Origin of the sequence: Pseudomonas ceruminis (assembly GCF_021602025.1) — a bacterium.
GTDB classification, from domain to species: Bacteria; Pseudomonadota; Gammaproteobacteria; order Pseudomonadales; family Pseudomonadaceae; genus Aquipseudomonas; species Aquipseudomonas ceruminis.
The window spans coordinates 37,887-57,131 of record NZ_BQHW01000004.1; the positions used below are offsets into that span (position 1 = coordinate 37,887).

Below are 19,245 nucleotides of genomic sequence, written 5' to 3' on the forward strand. Positions count from 1 at the left end.
GATGGATCGTTTCCAGCATGGACGTTCGGCGCGCACTTTAGGGCGAGAAGAAAGCAAGATCAACAGGCAATCCGGGCCTGTTCGTCGCGGATCGACGCTCCCTCAGTTGAATAGACGACTCATGTGAACGGCAGATGTTCCGCAGAGGGTGGCGAGCGTAAAAAATTGTGGAATAGAGCTTATTGGCCACTGTGTGGGTGATCCCTTTTCCACTGGGCTTACGCGGTTGCAGGCGGCCCGAGCCCCCCCCTGGAGAAGCCCATGGTGTTCATATTTATGGCCACGGTTTCCTGGCACTGGCGTGCATGAATCAGCCATAAATTTTTTGTTACCGACTGGCGGATTTGCTGTGTTTGATGAGAAACATTACTATTCGCAGCCTTATCTGCCTCCCTGACGAACCTGACCGTGTCCGGACACAAAGGCTTTCTCGACCATTACCATGAGCTGATCGGCACCTGGACGCGCAAGTTGCGCAGTCGTCAGCAGGCCGAGGACCTTACCCACGATGCCTTTGTGCGCGTGTTGGAAAACCCGCGCGAACAGGTCGAGCAGCCACGCGCCTACCTTCACCAGACGGCACGCAACATCGCCGTGGACGGTTTTCGCCGCGAGGACCGTCGCCACGCCCTCGAGCTGGAAGCGTTCGATGAGGGCGGGGCTGGCAGCGGCGACCCCGAAGCCTATGTTCATGCCCTGGAGCTGGCAGACTGTGTCGAACGGGCGCTGGCCGAGTTGCCGCTCAACTGCCGGCAGGTGTTCGTCTGGCAGAAGCTCGAGGGCCTGACCCAGGCCGAGATCGCAGAGCGCATGGGTTTGACCAAGAACATGGTCGAAAAGTATATGATCCGCACGCTCCGACATCTGCGTGAGCACCTGGATGTGTCGGCAAGATGAGTCAGGAGACCTTTTCCATGAAACAGCACGGTGCTGATACCGTCCGTGAGCAGGCGGCCCAATGGTTCGCCCGCATGCAGGATGCGCCTCGGGACGCCGGGCTGCAGGCGCAATTGTGCGCCTGGCAGGATGCCGACCCGCGGCATCGCGAAGAGTACGAGCAGCTCGCCCGGCTTTGGCGCGCCGCTGAGCTTGTCCCGCGTCAGCGGCTTGAAGCCTTGTGCCGGCCGACGCCGGTACAGCAACTGCCGCGCCGGCGCTTGCTGCGCCTGGCGATGGCCGCTGCGGTGGCGACGGTGGCCCTGGGGGTGGGCTGGAGTGGTTGGCAGTACCAGCGCCTGAACCATCAGGACACCCTGCAGACCGCCTTCGGCGAGCGCCGCCAGGTGGAGCTGCCCGATGGCTCGCACCTAGCCCTCAATGGCAGTACCCAGCTGCAGGTCGACTTCAGCGCCGGGCGTCGGCACATTCAACTGCAGGCCGGCGAGGTGATGTTCATCGTCGCCCACGACAGCAGCCGGCCGTTCGTGGTGGATACCGCTCAAGGCAGCGTGACCGTAACCGGTACCCGGTTCGACGTGCGGCTGGACCCGGCTGCCACGCGGGTGGCGGTCGAGCAGGGTTCGGTACGCGTGCAGGGCACGCAGGCCTCGCTGGCGCAGCTGACCGCTGGCCAGGGTTCGCATATAGATGCACACGGCAAGGTGGCTGCACCCTACGCGGTCAATGCCGCTGCAGTGACCGCCTGGCGCCATGGCAAACTGGTGTTCGACAACGCCACCCTGGCCGACGTGGTTGCCGAAGCCTCGCGTTATCGCACCCAGCCACTGCGCGTGGCGCCTGGCAAAGTGGCGCAGATGCGGCTGTCGAGCACCTTCAGTACCGACGACACCGACGCCTTGCTGCGCGCGTTGCCGAGCATCCTGCCGGTGGCCATCAAGACCCATGAAGACGGCTCTCGCGAAATAATTGCGAAATAGATTCAGGTTTTTTTCCGCTCGTTCGTCTTCCTCGCCAGCTGCAACTGCCACGCATTTCCATTTGCATGCAGTTGGCGTTTATCCCGCACTTCAGGATGTCTCGACGACGTGAACAACAACAAGCCTTTCCCACGCTTCCGCGCCCTGGCGCTGGCCCTTGCGGTCAGTGCCGTTGCCATGAACAGCCAGGCCGAGCAGGCCCCGGCCGCAATCCAGATTCAGGCACAACCCCTGGCCTCGGCGCTGAGCCAGCTGGGCCAGCAGACCAGCCTGCAACTGTTCTTCAGCCCTGAGCTGGTCGCGGGCAAGCAGGCGCCGGCGGTGTCTGGCAACCTGTCGCCGGTGCAGGCCTTGCAACAGTTGCTGCAAGGCAGCGGGCTGACCTTCGAGATGTCCCAGGACACCGTGGTGGTCAAACCTGTACAGAACACGGTGGACCTGGGCAGTGGCAGCCTGGAGCTGGCGCCCACTGACATCAAGGTGGTGGGTGACTGGCTGGGCGATGCCGACCAGGCGGTGGTGCAGAACCACCCCGGTGCGCGTACGGTGGTGCGTCGAGAGGCGATGGTCGAGCAGGGCGCCATGAGTGTGCGTGACGTGCTGCGCGGCATCCCTGGTGTGCAGGTGCAGGACTCCAACGGTACCGGTGGCAGCGACCTGTCGCTGAACGTGGGCGTTCGCGGCCTGACTTCGCGTCTGTCGCCACGCTCGACCGTGCTGATCGATGGCGTCCCAGCGGCCTTCGCGCCCTATGGCCAGCCGCAACTGTCGATGGCGCCGATCTCCTCTGGCAACCTCGATAGCATCGACGTGGTACGGGGTGCAGGCTCGGTACGTTATGGGCCGCAGAACGTCGGCGGGGTCATCAACTTCGTCACCCGGGCGATCCCGCAAAAAGCCTCGGCGGAGCTTTCCACCACCCTGGAAACGTCGCAGCACGGCGGCTGGAAGCACACCGAATCGGCCTTTGCCGGCGGTACTGCTGACAACGGCATGGGCGTGGCTTTGCTGTACACCGGTGTGAACGGCAACGGCTACCGTGAAAGCAACAACAGCAACGACATCGACGACGTGCTCCTCAAGACCCACTGGGCGCCGACCGACGTCGATGAGTTCTGGCTCAACTTCCATTACTACGATGGCCGAGCCGACATGCCGGGCGGCCTGACCCAGGCACAGTACGACAGCAACCCGTGGCAGTCGCTGCGTGACTATGACTACTTCGCCGGCCGGCGCAAGGATGTGTCGTTCAAATGGCAGCGCCAGCTGGACGAAGCCACCCAGTTCGAAGTGTTGACCTACTACACCGACAGTTTCCGCGGCAGCGCCATCGCCGCGCGTGACCTGAAAACCCTGTCGTCGTACCCGCGCAACTACCACACCTTCGCCATCGAGCCACGTGTGTCGCGGATCTTCTTCGCCGGCCCGACCACCCAGGAAGTCAGCGTGGGTTATCGCTACCTGAAGGAGGCCATGCGCGAGCAGGCGACCCGCCTGGCACTGATCGACAACGTGCCAACCGTCACCCCGACCTCCGATGGCCATGTGTATCAGGACCGCAGCGGTGGCACTGAAGCCAGTGCCTACTACATCGATGACAAGATCGATATCGGCAACTGGACTATCACCCCGGGCATCCGCTTCGAGCACATCAACACCGACTGGCGCGACCGGCCGGTGCTGGACACCAACAACCGCCCGGTACCGGAGAAGAACCGCAGCATCACCAGCAACGAGCCCCTGCCGGCGCTGAGCGTGATGTATCACCTCTCCGATGCGTGGAAAGTGTTCGCCAACTACGAGACGTCGTTCGGCAGCCTGCAGTACTTCCAGCTGGGCCAGGGTGGTACCGGCAACAGCACGGCCAATGGCCTGGAGCCGGAAAAGGCCAAGACCTACGAAATCGGTACGCGCTATGACAACGGCGGTTTCGCGGGCGAGCTGACGGCGTTCTACATCGACTTCGATGACGAACTGCAATACATCAGCAACGATATCGGCTGGACCAACCTGGGTGCCACCAAGCACCAGGGTATCGAAGCGTCGGCACGGTATGACCTGGACGCCCTGGACCCACGGCTTGTGGGCCTGTCGGTCACCGGTGGTTACACCTACACCCGCGCGACCTACGAAGGGGAAATCCCTGGCTTCAAGGGCCGTGACCTGCCGTTCTACTCGCGCCAGGTGGCCACTGCCGGCTTGCGTTACGAGATCAACCGCTGGACCTGGAACCTGGACGCCTACGCCCAATCCAAGCAGCGCGCGCCGGGTACTGGGATCAATGGCAACGGTAGCTTCAATGGCGATTACATCACCAAGCCGAGCGCCGATGGGCAGTATGGCGACATCCCAGGCTACGTGACCTGGCATGTCCGTGGAGGCTATGACTTCGGGCCACAGGCGTCGAACCTGAAGCTGGCGGCAGGGGTGAAGAACCTGTTCGACAAGCAGTACTTCACCCGCTCCAGCGACAACAACGCCGGCATCTATGTGGGTGAGCCACGGACCTTCTATGTGCAGGCCAGCGTAGGGTTCTGATAGCTGCGCTGCCCCCGATCGCCGGCAGGTCGGTTTGCTGGCGATCGGGGCGCAACGCGCCCCGTGGCGATTACGAAACCACCGCCTCGGCCGGCGAGACGATGCTGGTCTTCGCCCCGCGCGATCTCCCCGAACTCAGGTAAGCCGCGATCGACTCCTGGGTCACCTCGCCCAGGAACACCTGCTCGGCGTCCAGCACCGGCAACCACGCCCGGTTGAACTCGTACATCCGCGACAACAGAATGCGCAAGTGCTCATCGTGCGACGCCGTGGCATTGAACTGGCGCAGGAAGTCGCCGCAGGTGCCTTGCTGGCGGTGCATGTCACGCCGGCGCACATAGCCCAGGGCCTTGTTCTGCTCATCGGTGACCACCACGTAGCGGCGATCATGTTCGTCCAGCAGCTCCAGCGCATCGTTCACCGGCGTCTGCGGGCTGACCGAAGGCGCGTTGTCCGCTGCATCTTCGGCACGTACCAGCAACAGGCGTTTCAACGTACTGTCCTGGCCGACGAAGTTGCTGACGAAATCATCCACCGGGTGCGCCAGCAGGGTGTCCGGGTGGTCCAGCTGCAACAGCTTGCCCGCGCGGAAAATGGCAATCTTGTCGCCAAGCTTGATCGCTTCGTCGATGTCGTGGCTGACCATGATCACGGTCTTGTTCAACGCCCGTTGCATCTCGAAAAACTCGTTCTGGATCATTTCGCGGTTGATCGGGTCGACCGCGCCGAACGGCTCATCCATCAGCAGCACCGGCGCGTCGGCCGCCAGCGCGCGAATCACGCCGATACGCTGCTGCTGGCCGCCGGACAGTTCCCGTGGGTAACGCTGCAGGTACTGCTTGGGCTCGAGCTTGATCATGCTCATCAACTCGCGGGCGCGGTCATGGCAGCGCTGCTTGTCCCAGCCGAGCAGGCGTGGAACCACGGTGATGTTTTCCTCGATGGTCATGTTCGGGAACAGGCCGATCTGCTGGATCACATAACCGATGTGGCGGCGCAGGGTCACTTCGTCCAGCCCGCTGGTGTCCTCGCCATTGATGAACACCTGGCCGGAGGTGGGGGTGATCAGGCGGTTGATCATTTTCAGCGTGGTGCTCTTGCCGCAGCCCGACGGGCCGAGGAACACGCAGATCTCACCTTCGTTGACAGTGAGGCTTACCGCGTCGACGGCTTTGACGTCCTTGCCGTTGACGTTGAAGGTTTTGCTGAGGTTCTTGAGTTCGATCATGAGCGCAGTCCTTCTGGAGTCAGGGCACGTTGCAGGGTTTGCAGGAGCAGATCGGCGATGATCGCCAGCAGGCTGACCAGTACGGCGCCGACCAGCAGCATCGACATGTCGCTGCGGCTGATGGAGGTCAGGATGAGTACGCCCAGGCCACCGGCACCGATGGTGGCGGCGATGGTCATCACGCCGATGTTCATCACCACGGCGGTGCGCACGCCAGCGAGGATCACCGGCACGGCGATGGGCAATTCGACCATGCGCAGGCGCTGGCCGAACGTCATGCCGATGCCGCGTGCGGCCTCACGGATGCCGGGCTCGACATTGGTCAGGGCGAGGTAGGTGTTGCGCAGGATCGGCAGCAGCGAATACAGGAACACCGCCGTGATCGCTGGCAGTGGCCCAAGCCCCTGGCCGAACTTGGAGTAGAACGGCAGCAGCAGGCCGAACAGGGCGATCGACGGGATGGTCAGCAGTACGGTGGCACTGGCCTGCAGCGGGCCGGCGACGGCGGGGAAGCGGGTCATGAGGATGCCCAGCGGTACGCCGACGATGATCGCCAGGCCGACGGCAACGCCGACCAGCATGATGTGTTGCCAGGTCAGTTGCAGCACCTGAGCCCAATCGAGATGGGCGAACGTGTCGAGCAGGCTCATGGCTGTACCTCCTTGAGGGGATGCTCGCGCAGGAACGCGGCGGCGACGGCGGTCGGGTTCTGGTGTTCGACATCGACCTTGGCGTTGAGCTGGCGCATGGTCTCGTCGTCGAGTTGCTCGGCCAGGGGCTTGAGCAGGCCGACCAGTTGCGGGTGGGCGTCGAGCACAGCCTTGCGTACCACTGGTGCGGCGGTGTAGTCCGGGAAGTAGTGCTTGTCGTCTTCCAGCAGCTTGAGGTTGAACGCGCTCAGGCGGCCGTCGGTGGTGTAGACCAGGCCGGCGAACACCTGGTTGTTGTGCATGGCGGTGTAGACCAGGCCCGCGTCCATCTGGCGGATGTTGGCGCGGCCGACCTGCAGGTCGTACATGTCCTTCAGGCCTACCAGGCCGTCCGGGCGGTTGGCGAACTCGGTGTCCAGGGCCACCAGGTGGTTACGCTGGTGCTCGTCGCGCAGCACCTGGTTGAGGTCGCTGATCGAGTTGACCTGTGGGTAGGCTTCGGCAACCTGCTTGGGCAGGCCCAGGGCGTAGGTATTGCTGAATTTCGACGGTGTCAGCCAGATCAGGCCTTTCTTCTCATCCAGTGCCTTGACCTTGGCATAGGTGGCCTCGGCGCTGGGCATGCGTTCGTCGATGTGGTTATAGGACACGAGCGACACGCCGGTGTATTCCCACATCAGGTCTAGCTGGCCGGTTTCCTGAGCCTGGCGGGCGATGCTGCTGCCAAGGCCGGCGGTCACGCGCACGTCAAAGCCGTTGGCGCGCAGGTACTGCGCAGTGATTTCGGCCAGCACGGTCTGTTCGGTGAACACCCGCGCGCCGATGCGGATCAGCGGTTTGTCCGCCGCCTGGGCAAAGCCTGCAAACAGCAGGGCCGCGCCCAGCAGCAAGGCGATTCTCTTCTTCATACGTTCCCTCTTGTTATTGGGCCAGGCCACGTTCCAGCCAGCGCTTGCTGGAGAAACTCACCAACGCGTCGAGCAGCAGGGCCAGGAGCGCGGTGCACGCGGCACCCAGCAACAGCTGTGGCTGGTTGTTCAGGGCGATGCCGGGGAAGATCAGGCTGCCCAGGCTGTTGGCACCGATCAGGAACGCCAGCGGCGCAGTGCCGACGTTCAGCGCCAGCGCCACGCGCACACCGCCGACAATGATCGGCACGGCATTGGGCAGTTCCACCTGCCACAGTTGCTGACGTGGGGTCATGCCGATGCCGGTGGCGGCTTCCTTGAGCGAGGCGGGGACGTTTTTCAGGCCCTCGTAGGTATTGCGCACGATGGGCAGGAGCGAGGCGAGGAACAGCGCGAAGATCGCAGGACCGGCGCCGATGCCCAGGATACTCAGGGCGATGGCCAGAACGGCCAGAGGGGGGATGGTGTTGCCAACGTTGAAGAACTGCATGAAGCGCTCGGCTTTGTCGACCCGGTGCGGTCGACTCAAGGCAATGCCAGCGGGGATGCCCACGGCCAACGCCGCCGCCATCGAAGCCAGCACCAGAACCAGGTGCGCTTGCAGGTAGAACCCAAGATCGTCGCGGTAGCGCGCGATCGTGTCGATGCCGATCCAGTGGACCAGCAGGGCCAGGATGACGAGCACGGCGGCCCATCCCAACAGCCCTTTTCCGTAGCGTTTAGCCACAGGCGGACTCCTTGTGTAGTCGGCGAGCACACTTCTTGTTAGCCGGCCATACCTGGCGGCGCTGGGTGTGTTCGCGAGTAGCAGCGTGATGCAAACCGAAGGCTGCGATCAGGCCATGAGCCGAACCCCGTCGGGCCCGAAAAAGCTGATGAAACCAGTCCCCAAGCGAAGCGGGTTGCAGGGGAGTGGACGTCTCCGAGGGCGTAAAGGTTCCCATCTGAGGCGGCATTTGGCCAGTGCTAATCACTGGAAGGTGTGAAATATGGCGAGAGAAAACAGCGACTTAATGTGCTGTAGGCGTTGAAATAACTGGCCTGTGGCCATTTATCATGAAAAAACGGGCGCTTGGGGGAAAGTCGTGGGTCAATGCCGGCCTCTGCGCGGGTATGGGTTGCCGATGACGTGGGCTTTGGTCCAATGCCTCAGTTCAGGTATGATATCGCCCCTTTTAAATCCCCCAGTCAGGCGATTTCCCATGACCAACCAGGCCGCCGAAGTCGCGAAGCGCCGCACTTTCGCAATCATTTCCCACCCCGACGCCGGTAAGACCACCATCACCGAGAAGCTCCTGCTGATGGGCAAGGCCATTGCCGTCGCCGGTACTGTGAAGTCGCGTAAGTCCGACCGCCACGCCACCTCCGACTGGATGGAAATGGAGAAGCAGCGCGGTATCTCCATCACCACCTCGGTGATGCAGTTCCCGTACCGCGAGCACATGATCAACCTGCTCGACACCCCTGGCCACGAAGACTTCTCGGAAGACACCTACCGCACCCTGACGGCGGTGGACTCGGCGCTGATGGTGCTCGACGGCGGTAAGGGTGTAGAGCCACGGACCATCGCCCTGATGGACGTTTGCCGCCTGCGCGACACGCCCATCGTCAGCTTCATCAACAAACTCGACCGCGACATCCGCGACCCGATCGAGCTGCTCGACGAAATCGAGGCCGTCTTGAAGATCAAGGCCGCGCCCATCACCTGGCCGATCGGTTGCTACCGTGACTTCAAGGGTGTGTATCACCTGACCGGCGACTACATCGTGGTCTACACCCCGGGGCATGGCCACGAACGCACCGAGGCCAAGATCATCCAGAACCTGGACTCGGACGAGGCCCGTGCGCACCTGGGCGACCAGTACGATTCGTTCGTCGAGCAGCTCGAGTTGGTGCAGGGCGCCTGCCACGAGTTCAACCAGGAAGAGTTCATCAACGGTCAATTGACCCCGGTGTTCTTCGGTACTGCGCTGGGCAACTTCGGTGTCGACCACGTACTCGACGCGGTCGTCGACTGGGCGCCGCGCCCGCTGGGCCGTGTGGCCCACGAGCGGACTGTCGAGCCGGTCGAGGAGAAGTTCACGGGCTTCGTGTTCAAGATCCAGGCGAACATGGACCCGAAACACCGCGACCGCATCGCTTTCATGCGCATCTGCTCGGGCAAGTACGAAAAGGGCATGAAGATGCGCCATGTGCGCCTGGGCAAGGACCTGCGTATCGGTGATGCGCTGACCTTCTTCTCGTCCGAGCGTGAGCAGCTGGAAGAGGCCTATGCCGGCGACATCATCGGCTTGCACAACCACGGCACCATTCAGATCGGCGACACCTTCACCGAAGGCGAGGCGCTGGGCTTCACCGGGATCCCGCACTTTGCCCCGGAACTGTTCCGCCGTGTGCGCCTGAAAGACCCGCTCAAGTCCAAGCAGTTGCGCCAGGGCCTGCAACAGCTCGCCGAGGAGGGTGCAACCCAGGTGTTCTTCCCTGAGCGCAGCAACGACATCATCCTCGGTGCGGTCGGTGTTCTGCAGTTCGACGTGGTCGCCAGCCGCCTGAAGGAAGAGTACAAGGTGGAATGCGCCTACGAGCCGATCACTGTCTGGTCGGCACGCTGGATCACCTGTGACGACAAGAAGAAGCTCGAGGAATTCCAGAACAAGGCCATGGAGAACCTGGCCATCGACGGTGGCGGTCACCTGACCTACCTGGCCCCGACCCGGGTCAACCTGTCGCTGATGGAAGAGCGTTGGTCGGACATCAAGTTCCGCGCGACCCGCGAGCACCACTGACCGTCAATGCCAGATCAGCACCGGGTGGTGTCTGATCTGGCCCTGTCGCCGGCAAGTCGGCTTCCTATCAGGCCCTGCACAGGCACAAAGGCTTGTGCAATTGCTGGGTTGCATCAAAGAGCTGGATGGGTGTCCAACATTGGGAGCCGTCCATGCCTGTGGGCGCGGCCTTGCCCCGCGAACACCGGCGAAGCCGGTGCCAACCCGCGTGCTACAGGCTTCAATTACCTGCCTTGATACTGGTCCAGATCCGCGTGCGAATGCGGTCGATCTTGGCCGGCATCGCCTCCAGCGCATACAGTTTGCCCATCACCTCGTCACTGGGGTAGATCATCGTATTGCCCTTCATCGCCGGGTCCACCAGGGCGTCAGCCTTGAGGTTGCCGTTGGCGTACTGCACGGAGTTGCTGATGTTGGCCATCACCTCCGGCTGCAGCAGGTAGTTCATGTAGGCATAGCCTGCCTTCTCGTCTGGTGCATCGGCTGGCATGGCCACCATGTCGAACCACATCGGCGCGCCTTCCTTGGGTATTGAATACCCCACTTTCACGCCGTTCTTCGCCTCGTCGGCGCGGTTCTTGGCCTGCAGTACATCACCCGAGAAGCCCACCACCACGCAGATATCGCCGTTGGCCAGATCGCCCGTGTACTTGGACGAATGGAAGTAGCTGATGTACGGCCGCACCTTCATCAACAGGTCTTTGGCTTTTTCGTAGTCCTTCGGGTCTTGGCTGTGGTGTGGCAAACCGAGGTAGTGCAGGGCGATTGGCAGCAGTTCGGGGCCGTTGTCCAGCACTGCCACGCCGCAGCTTTTCAGCTTGCTCATGTACTCGGGCTTGAAAATCAGGTCCCACGAGTCCACGGGCGCGTTGTCGCCGAGCACCGCCTTGACCTTGTCGATGTTGTAGCCGATCCCGGTACTGCCCCACAGGTACGGGAAGCCGTACTGGTTGCCAGGGTCGTTCACTTCCAGTGCCTTGAGCAACACCGGGTTCAGGTTGTGCCAGTTGGGCAACTGCGACTTGTCCAGGCGCTTCAAGGCCTTGCCCTGGATCTGCCGGGCCATGAAATGGTTGGAGGGAAACACCACGTCGTAACCGGAATTGCCGGTCATCAATTTGCCGTCAAGGGTTTCGTTGCTGTCGTATACGTCGTAGGTCGGCACGATGCCGGTGGCCTGCTGGAAGTTCTTCAGGGTGTCGGGCGCGACATAGCTGGACCAGTTGTAGATCTTCACTGTGTCGGCGGCGCTGGCCACGCTGGCGGCCAGCATCAGGGGTGCGAGAAGAAGTGTACGCATGTCGGGTATACCTTGCTTTGTCTGTTGTTATCGAAGGCAGGCGATCAGCGGATCAGAAAATTAGCACGTAGGTCTTGCGCACGGTTTCCAGGATGTCCCAGATACCGGTGCTGTTGGCCGGTAGCATCAGTGCGTCTCCGGCTTCTATGTACAGGGTTTCGCCACCGTCGGGGGTGAAGGTGCAGCGGCCCTTGATGAAGTGGCAGAACTCCTGTTGCACGATCTGCCGCCGCCAGCGCCCGGGGGTACATTCCCAGATGCCGGTTTCGACGCCATCGCTGCGCTCCACGCAGGTGACTGACGCCACCGCCACGGGGTCGCCGAGCGGTACCGCGACCGGGTTGGAACTGTCCAGGACGGCGCTGTCGGTGTGTTTGAACTGGGTGATGCTCATGACCGGTGGATCCTGTGCGAGTGAAAGGGAAGTCAGTGCATGAAGCCTTCCATGAAGTCCGCGAGTGAGCTGGCCAGGCGCCGCCTCCAGGGCGCGCTGGCGGGGTTGGCGAGGGTCCGGTCCTCGTGGACGAAGCTCTGGATGATGGCGTTGTAGCCGAGCCAGCGGCAGGGCTCGGGCGGCCAGCTGGCCAGGCTCGACAATGGACGGTTGTCCAGTACCCAGGGTTGCGCGGTCAGCTGGTTGTGCTGGTTGAGGATCAGCGCGGCCAGCGTGCGCCCACCGAGGTTGGTGGCGCCGACACCTTCGCCACCATAGCCGCCCGAAAGCGCGATGCCGCGCTGACGATCACACAGCATGTGCGGGCGGAAGCGCCGTGCCATGCCCAGGTTGCCGCCCCAGGAGTGGGTGATGCGCACATGCCTGAGCTGCGGGAACAGCTCGCTGAACAGGTAACGGCGCAGGCCGACCTCGGCTTCGCTGAGGGTGAAGTCTTCGCGCAGCCGACCACCAAAACGGTAGCCACCGCGGGCGCCGAACACCAGGCGGTTGTCGGCGGTACGTTGACCGTAGGTGACCTGGCGGCTGCTTTCGCTGAACGCCTGGCCCTGGCCCAGGCCGATCTGCTCCCAGGTCGATTCGGGCAGCGGTTCGGTGGCCACCAGCAGGCTCTGCACCGGCAATTGGTGCTTGCCCAGCGGCGGCAGGCTGGCGGCATAGCCCTCGACCGCAGGCACCATCCACTGGCAGCGGATGCGCGCCAGTGGTGAGCGCACCTCGCCGGGCTGCCAGTCGATGGCCGGGGTGTTTTCGTAGATCGTTACCCCCAGCGCCTCTACCGCCCGGGCCAGGCCGCGGACCAGCTTGGCCGGCTGGATGGTCGCGGTGTGCGGGCTGTAGATCGCGCCGTAGGCATTGCTCAGCCGAAGCTGCCCATCCAACTGCTCGGGACGCAGCCAGCGGTAGTCGTCCTCGGTCATGCCTTGGCGGTACAGCTCATCCAGGTAGGCGCGCAGGCTGCGCTCCTGTTCCGGGTAGCGTGCAGCGCAATACAGCACACCGCCTTTGCGGTAGTCGCAGTCGATGCCTTCACGTTGCAACACGGCGTGGACTTCATCGGGGATGCCATGCAGAAGGTCGACGCTGGCGCGGCGCTGTTGCGGCGACAGCGTGGCAAGCAGGCGGTCTTCGCCCAGCAGGTTGCCCATCAGCCAGCCGCCATTGCGCCCGGAGGCACCGAAGCCGGCAATGTTGGCCTCGATCACGGCGATATTCAGGTGTGGCGCCTGGCGCTTGAGGTAGTAGGCGGTCCACAGGCCGGTGTAGCCGGCACCGATGATGCATACGTCGAGCTCAAGGTCTTCGCGCAGGGCCGGGCGGGCGCACAGCGGCTCGTCGAGCTGGTCCATCCACAGGCTGAGCGTACGCAGGGGTTGCATCGGGGTTCGGCTCCACATCCATCAAGGTCTGTGGGCGATCCTAGTGGCGTCGGGCGAGGGCTGTCTTACGTGCGTGCACGCAGGGAAATTTGCTTCAGGTACGCCTTGGGCGTGAGCCCGGTGTGCGCGCGGAAGCACTTGTAGAACGCTGACAGGGAGTTGAAGCCGGCACCGAACGCCAGGTCGTCGATTGTTGCCTCGACGCTGTCATCATCCAGGCGGGCCATCAGGTGCTGCAGGCGCGCCTGGTTGACGTAGCGATAGAAGCTCTGGCCGAGCACCTGGTTGAGCAGGTAGGAGATCTGGTTGCGGCTATAGCCGCTGGCGTCGGCGACCTGCTGCAGGTCCAGTTCGGGGTCGAGGTAGGGGCGCTGGCGTTGGAAATAGTGCTCCAGGTCCTGGGCCATGGTCGACAACTGCCGTGGTGACAGCCCCAAGCGGCTGGTGGCCGGACGCGGGCCGCTGCTGGCCAAGCCCTGACTGGTCTGTCGCACCAGCGTGGCGTACTCGTTGACCCGCCAGATCAGGCCGTCCTTGACCGTGATCGCTTCGCTGGACTGGAACGCCACCAGCCCGTCACCGCCCTGCACCGTGACCTGGTACTGGATGAAGGCGGTACAGCCATCGACGCGAATACGGTCGTTGTGAACGATGTCCTCGCCGGCATCAGCGGGCAGGCAGGCGCGCACGTACTCGCGCAGCTCGCCGTAACCGAGCATGCGGTTCTGGAAAAAGTCGTGGTACTGGACCTCGGGATGGTACAGCGCGATGACCCCGTCCAGGTCACGGTGCTTCCAGCACAAGTGGTAGCGCATGACCGTTTCGGCAGTGATCGGCGTTTGTCCGGGGCCGTCAGGGGGAGTGTTCGGGCTCATGTGCAGATAGTGCAAGGGAGACGGGATACAGGCAAGTCAGTGCGGCCTCTGGGCGCGCGCCTTCATGCGCCGTGAGGGTCGTGACATTGCATAAACCCTGAACCCTAACCCTCAAACCGGGTGTTTTGCACGATCCTAGGACGTGGGTTAGAGCTAACCCATTGATTTTCCTGCAACTCACTTCTCGACACAATTGGCACAGCGTCTGCACTGATCACAGGGCAACTGATCCTGACGCTCACAACAAAGGCGAAAAAACTCATGATCCCCTCTGCCGATTACCCCTATGTCGATTCCCAGACCCGTTCAGGTGTCTCTTGGGCGGCCATCTTCGCAGGTGCTGCCGCCGCTGCGTCATTGTCCCTGATCCTCGTGGTGCTCGGCGCCGGGCTTGGCTTTGCGGCCACCTCGCCCTGGGCTAATGAAGGTGCCAGCGCCAAGGCGTTGGGCATCTCCACGATCATCTGGCTGCTGTTGACACAGATCCTTGCCTCTGGCCTCGGTGGCTATATCGCCGGCCGCCTGCGGGTGAAGTGGGCCAACTTGCACGGTGATGAAGTGTACTTTCGCGATACGGCCCATGGCTTCCTGGCCTGGGCGGTGGCGACCCTGGTGGCCGCCATGCTGATCGTGAGCACCGCCGGTGGCCTTGCCAGTGCCGGGGCGCAGGCGGGAGCCAGTGCTGTGGGCGCCGCTGCCAGCGTGGCACCCAAGCCTGACCCTAGTGGTTATTTCGTCGACAGCCTGTTCCGTAGCGATGGCCCGGTCGCCGTGAGTGAAGATGCCGCCAACGGTGTGGCCGCGCGCATTCTGGCCAAAGGCGTCGCCCAGGGGGGCACATTGGACGAAGGTGACCGTGCTTACCTGGCGCAGCTGGTGGCCCAGCGTACCCGCTTGAGCCAGGCCGAGGCCGAGGCCCGGGTGGACCAGGTGATCGCGCAGGTTCAGCAAGCCAAGGTGCAGGCACAGCAAGCAGCTGACACGGCGGCCAAAGTGGCGGCATGGACTGCCCTGTGGACGTTTGTCGCACTGCTGTGCGGGGCCTTCTTCGCCAGCTTGGCGGCGCTGTTCGGTGGCCGTCAGCGCGATCGCGTGCTGTGGCTGGAAGGTGAAGGTGTGGACTACTCGGCTACGGCTCGTCGTACCGTTCAACGTTAAGGAAGGAGAAGGTCATGCGCTCATTACTGCTCTGGATGCTTGGGGTACCGATTCCGGTCATCATCCTGATCGCGATATTCATGCATTGACGTGTGGGGCGCCTGGCGCCCCTTTCGCGTCACATGGCCGCGGCTACAGAGGACCGTTTCACCTCTGCAGCCGCGGCTTTGCTACCTACAGAAACTGCTCCGCATAGTGACAGGCCACCTGCCGGGTGCCCACGGGCCTGAACGCTGGCACTTCCCGGGCGCAGCGCTCCGTCGCATACGGGCATCGCTTGTGAAACGCACAGCCGTCGGGCGGGTTAAGCGGGTTGGGTAGCTCACCGACGATGCGGATCTTCGGCTTTAGCGGGTCAGGGTGAATCGTCGGGGTCGCCGACAGCAGCGCCTGGGTATAGGGGTGCAGCGGCTTTTCATAGATATCTTCCTTTGGCCCCATTTCCGCCGGCTTGCCCAGGTACATCACCAGCACCTGGTCTGCCACATGGCGCACCACTGCAAGGTTGTGGGAGATGAACACATAGGCCGTGTTGAACTCCTTTTGCAGGTCCATGAACAGGTTCAGCACCTGCGCCTGGATCGACACGTCCAGTGCCGAGGTTGGCTCGTCCGCCACCAGCACCTTTGGCTGCAGCATCATTGCCCGGGCCAGGGCGATGCGCTGGCGCTGGCCGCCGGAGAACATGTGCGGATAGCGCTGATAGTGCTCAGGCCGCAACCCGACCTGCTCCATCATCTTCTGCACCTTTTCGCGCCGCTCGGCCTTGCTCAGCGAGGTATTGATCAGCAGGGGCTCGGCCAGTTGATCGCCGATCTTCTGCCGGGGGTTGAGTGAGGCATAAGGGCTCTGGAACACCATTTGCACGTCGCGGCGCAGTTGCTTGCGCTGGTGCGTGCTGGCGCCCGTGACCTCGGTGCCGGCGATTTGCAACGAACCGGAGGAGGGCGCCTCGATCAGGGTCAGGGCGCGGGCCAGGGTCGACTTGCCGCAGCCCGACTCGCCCACCACGGCCAAGGTCTTGCCGGCCTCCAGTTCGAACGATACACCGTTGAGCGCACGCACCAGGGCGTTGCCCTTGAACAGGCCACGGGAGACTTCGTAGTGCCGGGTCAGCTCCCGTGCAGTCAGAACGACGGCCATCACGCCACCTCCTGGTTCAGTGGGTAGAAGCAACGCACCAGGCTATGGGCCTGGGGGGCGAGGGGCGGACGCTCGCGCCGGCAGTTGTCCTGCACATAGGGGCAACGCGGCGATAGCAGGCAGCCAACGGGTCGGTCGTAGCGGCCGGGAACGATGCCGGGTAGGGTCGCCAAGCGCTCGGCGCCAGCGCTGTGTTCGGGGATCGCGGCCAGCAGCGCTTCGCTGTAGGGGTGTGCAGGCACGTCGAACAGCGCCGGCACCTGGCCTACTTCCACGGCTTGCCCGGCGTACATCACGCAGACGCGCCTGGCTGTTTCGGCAACCACCGCCAGGTCATGGGTAATCAGAATCAGCGCCATGTTGCGCTCCTGCTGCAGGTTGACCAGCAGCTCCATGATCTGCGCCTGGATGGTGACGTCGAGCGCCGTGGTCGGTTCGTCGGCGATCAGCAGCTTGGGCTCGCCGGCAATCGCCATGGCAATGGCCACCCGTTGGCTCATACCACCGGACAACTGGTGCGGGTAGGCATCCAGACGGCTTTCGGCTGCCGGAATCTCGACCTTCTTCAGCAGCTCCAAGGCGCGCTGGCGCGCCGCTTTGCCCTTCAGGCCCAGGTGCTGACGCAGCACTTCTTCGATCTGGTAGCCCACGGTGAAGCTGGGGTTGAGTGCGGTCATCGGATCCTGGAAGACCATCGCGATGTCCTTGCCCACTACCTTGCGCCGCTGGCGGCCGCTGAGCTTGAGCATGTCGGTACCGTCGAAGGTGAGCGAGTCGGCGGTGATGCGCCCCGGGGCGTCAATCAGGCCCATCAGGGCCATCATCGTCACCGACTTGCCCGAGCCGGACTCGCCAACGATGGCCAGGATCTCGCCAGCCTCCACCGCCAGGTCCAGGCCATCCACGACAGGGACCGCATTGGCGTCGCCGAAGCGCACGTTCAGGTTGTTGATCTGCAACAGTGACATGGCGTTCTCCTCAGGCGGCGTTCTTGAGTTTCGGGTCCAGCGCATCGCGCAGGCCGTCGCCCATCAGGTTGATTGCCAGCACACTGAGCAGAATGGTCAGGCCGGGCAGGCTCACCACCCACCAGGCGCGCTCGATGTAGTCACGGGCCGACGCCAGCATGGTGCCCCACTCCGGGGTGGGCGGTTGCACGCCCAGGCCCAGGAAACCCAGGGCAGCGGCGTCGAGAATGGCCGAGGAAAAGCTCAAGGTCGCCTGCACGATCAGCGGCGCCATGCAGTTGGGCAGCACGGTGACGAACATCAGCCGTGGCAGCCCGGCACCGGCCAGGCGGGCGGCGGTGACGTAGTCGCGGTTGAGTTCGCCCATCACCGCAGCGCGCGTCAGGCGCACATAGGAGGGCAGCGAGACGACGGCGATGGCGATCACCGTGTTGATCAGGCCAGGGCCGAGGATGGCGACGATGGCAACGGCCAGCAGCAACGACGGCAACGCCAGCATCACGTCCATCAGGCGCATGATCGACGGGCCGAGCAACTGTGGGAAGAAGCCGGCCAGCAAACCCAGCAGAATGCCGGGGATCAGTGACATCACCACTGACGAGAGGCCGATCAGCAGGGACAACCTGGCCCCCTGGATCAACCGCGAAAGCAGGTCGCGGCCAAGCTCGTCGGTGCCGAGGATGAACTGCCAGGTGCCGCCTTCGAGCCACACCGGCGGCGTAAGCAGGAAGTCGCGGTACTGCTCGCTGGGGTTGTGCGGTGCGACCCAGGGTGCGAACAACGCGCAGAACACCACCAGGCACATGAAGGCCAGGCCCATCACCGCGCCCTTGTTGCGCGAGAAGGCGTGCCAGAATTCTTTGTACGGCGACGGGTAGAGCAGGCTCTGGTCCACCGGGCTGGCCGGCGAAACGGGTTTCGGAATCGGGCTAGTCATGGTGAAGGCCTCAGCGCTGATGACGGATGCGTGGGTTGGCCAGGCCGTAGAGAATGTCCACGACGAAGTTGACCAGGATCACCAGGCAGGCGATCAACAGGATGCCGTTCTGGACCACGGGGTAATCACGGGCACCGATGGCTTCGATCAGCCACTTGCCGATGCCCGGCCAGGAAAAGATGGTTTCGGTCAGTACGGCACCGGCCAGCAGCGTACCGACCTGCAGGCCGAACACGGTCAGTACCGGGATCAGCGCGTTGCGCAGGCCGTGCACGAACACCACGCGGGCCGGTGACAGGCCCTTGGCGCGCGCGGTACGGATGTAGTCCTCGCGCAGCACTTCAAGCATCGACGAACGGGTCATGCGGGCGATGACCGCCAGCGGGATGGTGCCGAGCACGATGGCCGGCAATATCAGGTGCATCACCGCATCCTTGAATGCGCCTTCCTCGTCGCTGAGCAGGGTGTCGATGAGCATGAAACCGGTCTTCGGCTCGATGTCGTAGAGCAGGTCGATACGCCCGGAAACCGGTGTCCAGCCCAGGCTTACCGAAAAGAACATGATCAGGATCAGGCCCCACCAGAAGATCGGCATCGAGTAGCCCGCCAGCGATATGCCCATCACCCCGTGGTCGAACAGCGAGCCGCGCTTGAGTGCGGCGATCACCCCGGCCAGCAGGCCGACGATGCCGGCGAACACCAGCGCGGCGAACGCCAGCTCGAGGGTGGCCGGGAACAGCGTGAGGAACTCGGTCCAGACGCTTTCGCGGGTGCGCAGCGATTCGCCCAGGTCGCCGTGGGCAAGCTTGCCGATGTAGTCCAGGTACTGGGCAGGCAGCGGCTTGTTCAGGCCCAGGCGCTCCATGGCCTGGGCGTGCATTTCGGGGTCGACCCTGCGCTCGCCCATCATCACTTCCACCGGGTCGCCGGGGATCAGGCGTATGAGCGCGAAAGTCAGCAAGGTGATGCCGAAAAAGGTCGGAATCAGCAGGCCCAGGCGCCGGGCAATAAAACTCAACATTGTCGGGGTTACCTCATCAGCCG

General features: G+C 63.3%; 17 protein-coding genes. 5 read left to right on the forward strand and 12 right to left on the reverse strand.

Translation table 11 applies throughout. The features are described from left to right. Positions 1–408: 408 nt before the first annotated feature. From L6D80_RS06165 to L6D80_RS06175, 3 genes are all read left to right on the forward strand, one after another. Positions 409–897, forward strand: coding sequence for an RNA polymerase sigma factor (locus tag L6D80_RS06165; RefSeq protein WP_054901081.1), 489 nt, complete (start codon positions 409–411; stop codon positions 895–897). Positions 898–914: 17 nt separating this feature from the next. Next, positions 915–1,877, forward strand: a complete 963-nt coding sequence (locus tag L6D80_RS06170; protein ID WP_176513018.1) for a FecR family protein — start codon at positions 915–917, stop codon at positions 1,875–1,877. Positions 1,878–1,985: 108 nt separating this feature from the next. Beyond that, the gene (locus L6D80_RS06175; protein WP_054901079.1) at positions 1,986–4,415 is read left to right on the forward strand and encodes a TonB-dependent siderophore receptor; all 2,430 of its coding nucleotides are present in this window, start codon (positions 1,986–1,988) and stop codon (positions 4,413–4,415) included. A gap of 70 nt (positions 4,416–4,485) precedes the next feature. On the opposite strand, the gene L6D80_RS06180 is transcribed toward L6D80_RS06175, so the two are convergent. From L6D80_RS06180 to L6D80_RS06195, 4 genes are read right to left on the reverse strand one after another with little or no spacing between them, the layout of a single operon-like run. Then, the gene (locus L6D80_RS06180) at positions 4,486–5,643 is read right to left on the reverse strand and encodes an osmoprotectant ABC transporter ATP-binding protein OsmV (RefSeq protein ID WP_054901078.1); all 1,158 of its coding nucleotides are present in this window, start codon (positions 5,641–5,643) and stop codon (positions 4,486–4,488) included. Then, positions 5,640–6,293: an ABC transporter permease gene (locus tag L6D80_RS06185; protein WP_054901077.1), complete on the reverse strand. Its 654-nt coding sequence runs from the start codon at positions 6,291–6,293 to the stop codon at positions 5,640–5,642. The genes L6D80_RS06180 and L6D80_RS06185 overlap by 4 nt, the downstream gene beginning before the upstream one ends. Further along, entirely contained in the window at positions 6,290–7,201 is a 912-nt protein-coding gene (locus L6D80_RS06190) for a glycine betaine ABC transporter substrate-binding protein (RefSeq protein ID WP_176513020.1), read from the reverse strand. The genes L6D80_RS06185 and L6D80_RS06190 overlap by 4 nt, the downstream gene beginning before the upstream one ends. 13 nt (positions 7,202–7,214) lie before the next feature. After that, on the reverse strand, positions 7,215–7,928 hold the full coding sequence (locus L6D80_RS06195; RefSeq protein WP_054901075.1) for an ABC transporter permease: 714 nt from the start codon (positions 7,926–7,928) through the stop codon (positions 7,215–7,217). A gap of 475 nt (positions 7,929–8,403) precedes the next feature. On the opposite strand from L6D80_RS06195, the gene L6D80_RS06200 reads away from it, so the two are divergent. Further along, positions 8,404–9,987 carry a peptide chain release factor 3 gene (locus tag L6D80_RS06200; protein ID WP_054901074.1) on the forward strand — a complete coding sequence of 528 codons (1,584 nt, stop codon included), beginning with the start codon at positions 8,404–8,406 and terminating at the stop codon, positions 9,985–9,987. Positions 9,988–10,207: 220 nt separating this feature from the next. On the opposite strand, the gene L6D80_RS06205 is transcribed toward L6D80_RS06200, so the two are convergent. The 4 genes from L6D80_RS06205 to L6D80_RS06220 form a co-directional block, all read right to left on the reverse strand. Then, a complete protein-coding gene (locus L6D80_RS06205; RefSeq protein WP_054901073.1) occupies positions 10,208–11,287 on the reverse strand; it encodes a polyamine ABC transporter substrate-binding protein in 1,080 nt (359 codons plus the stop codon). 52 nt (positions 11,288–11,339) lie between these two features. After that, complete coding sequence (locus L6D80_RS06210; RefSeq protein ID WP_054901072.1) at positions 11,340–11,681, reverse strand: cupin domain-containing protein; 342 nt, start codon at positions 11,679–11,681, stop codon at positions 11,340–11,342. A 32-nt stretch (positions 11,682–11,713) separates the two neighbouring features. Then, a complete protein-coding gene (locus tag L6D80_RS06215) occupies positions 11,714–13,120 on the reverse strand; it encodes an NAD(P)/FAD-dependent oxidoreductase (protein WP_054901071.1) in 1,407 nt (468 codons plus the stop codon). Positions 13,121–13,185: 65 nt separating this feature from the next. Then, positions 13,186–13,995, reverse strand: a complete 810-nt coding sequence (locus L6D80_RS06220; protein WP_054901070.1) for an AraC family transcriptional regulator — start codon at positions 13,993–13,995, stop codon at positions 13,186–13,188. A gap of 261 nt (positions 13,996–14,256) precedes the next feature. Here L6D80_RS06220 and L6D80_RS06225 point away from each other — a divergent pair, with 261 nt between their 5' ends. Next, positions 14,257–15,153: a hypothetical protein gene (locus L6D80_RS06225; protein ID WP_054901069.1), complete on the forward strand. Its 897-nt coding sequence runs from the start codon at positions 14,257–14,259 to the stop codon at positions 15,151–15,153. A gap of 174 nt (positions 15,154–15,327) precedes the next feature. Here L6D80_RS06225 and L6D80_RS06230 read toward each other — a convergent pair whose 3' ends face one another. Genes L6D80_RS06230 through L6D80_RS06245 form a run of 4 tightly spaced genes read right to left on the reverse strand, consistent with a single transcriptional unit; the run spans position 15,328 to position 19,222 of the window. Further along, a complete protein-coding gene (locus L6D80_RS06230) occupies positions 15,328–16,296 on the reverse strand; it encodes a peptide ABC transporter ATP-binding protein (protein WP_176513022.1) in 969 nt (322 codons plus the stop codon). Then, complete coding sequence (locus tag L6D80_RS06235) at positions 16,296–17,264, reverse strand: ABC transporter ATP-binding protein (protein ID WP_176513024.1); 969 nt, start codon at positions 17,262–17,264, stop codon at positions 16,296–16,298. The genes L6D80_RS06230 and L6D80_RS06235 overlap by 1 nt, the downstream gene beginning before the upstream one ends. Before the next feature lie 10 nt (positions 17,265–17,274). Then, a complete protein-coding gene (locus L6D80_RS06240; protein ID WP_054901066.1) occupies positions 17,275–18,201 on the reverse strand; it encodes an ABC transporter permease subunit in 927 nt (308 codons plus the stop codon). A 10-nt stretch (positions 18,202–18,211) separates the two neighbouring features. After that, positions 18,212–19,222, reverse strand: a complete 1,011-nt coding sequence (locus tag L6D80_RS06245; protein ID WP_054901065.1) for an ABC transporter permease subunit — start codon at positions 19,220–19,222, stop codon at positions 18,212–18,214. Positions 19,223–19,245: the final 23 nt, after the last annotated feature.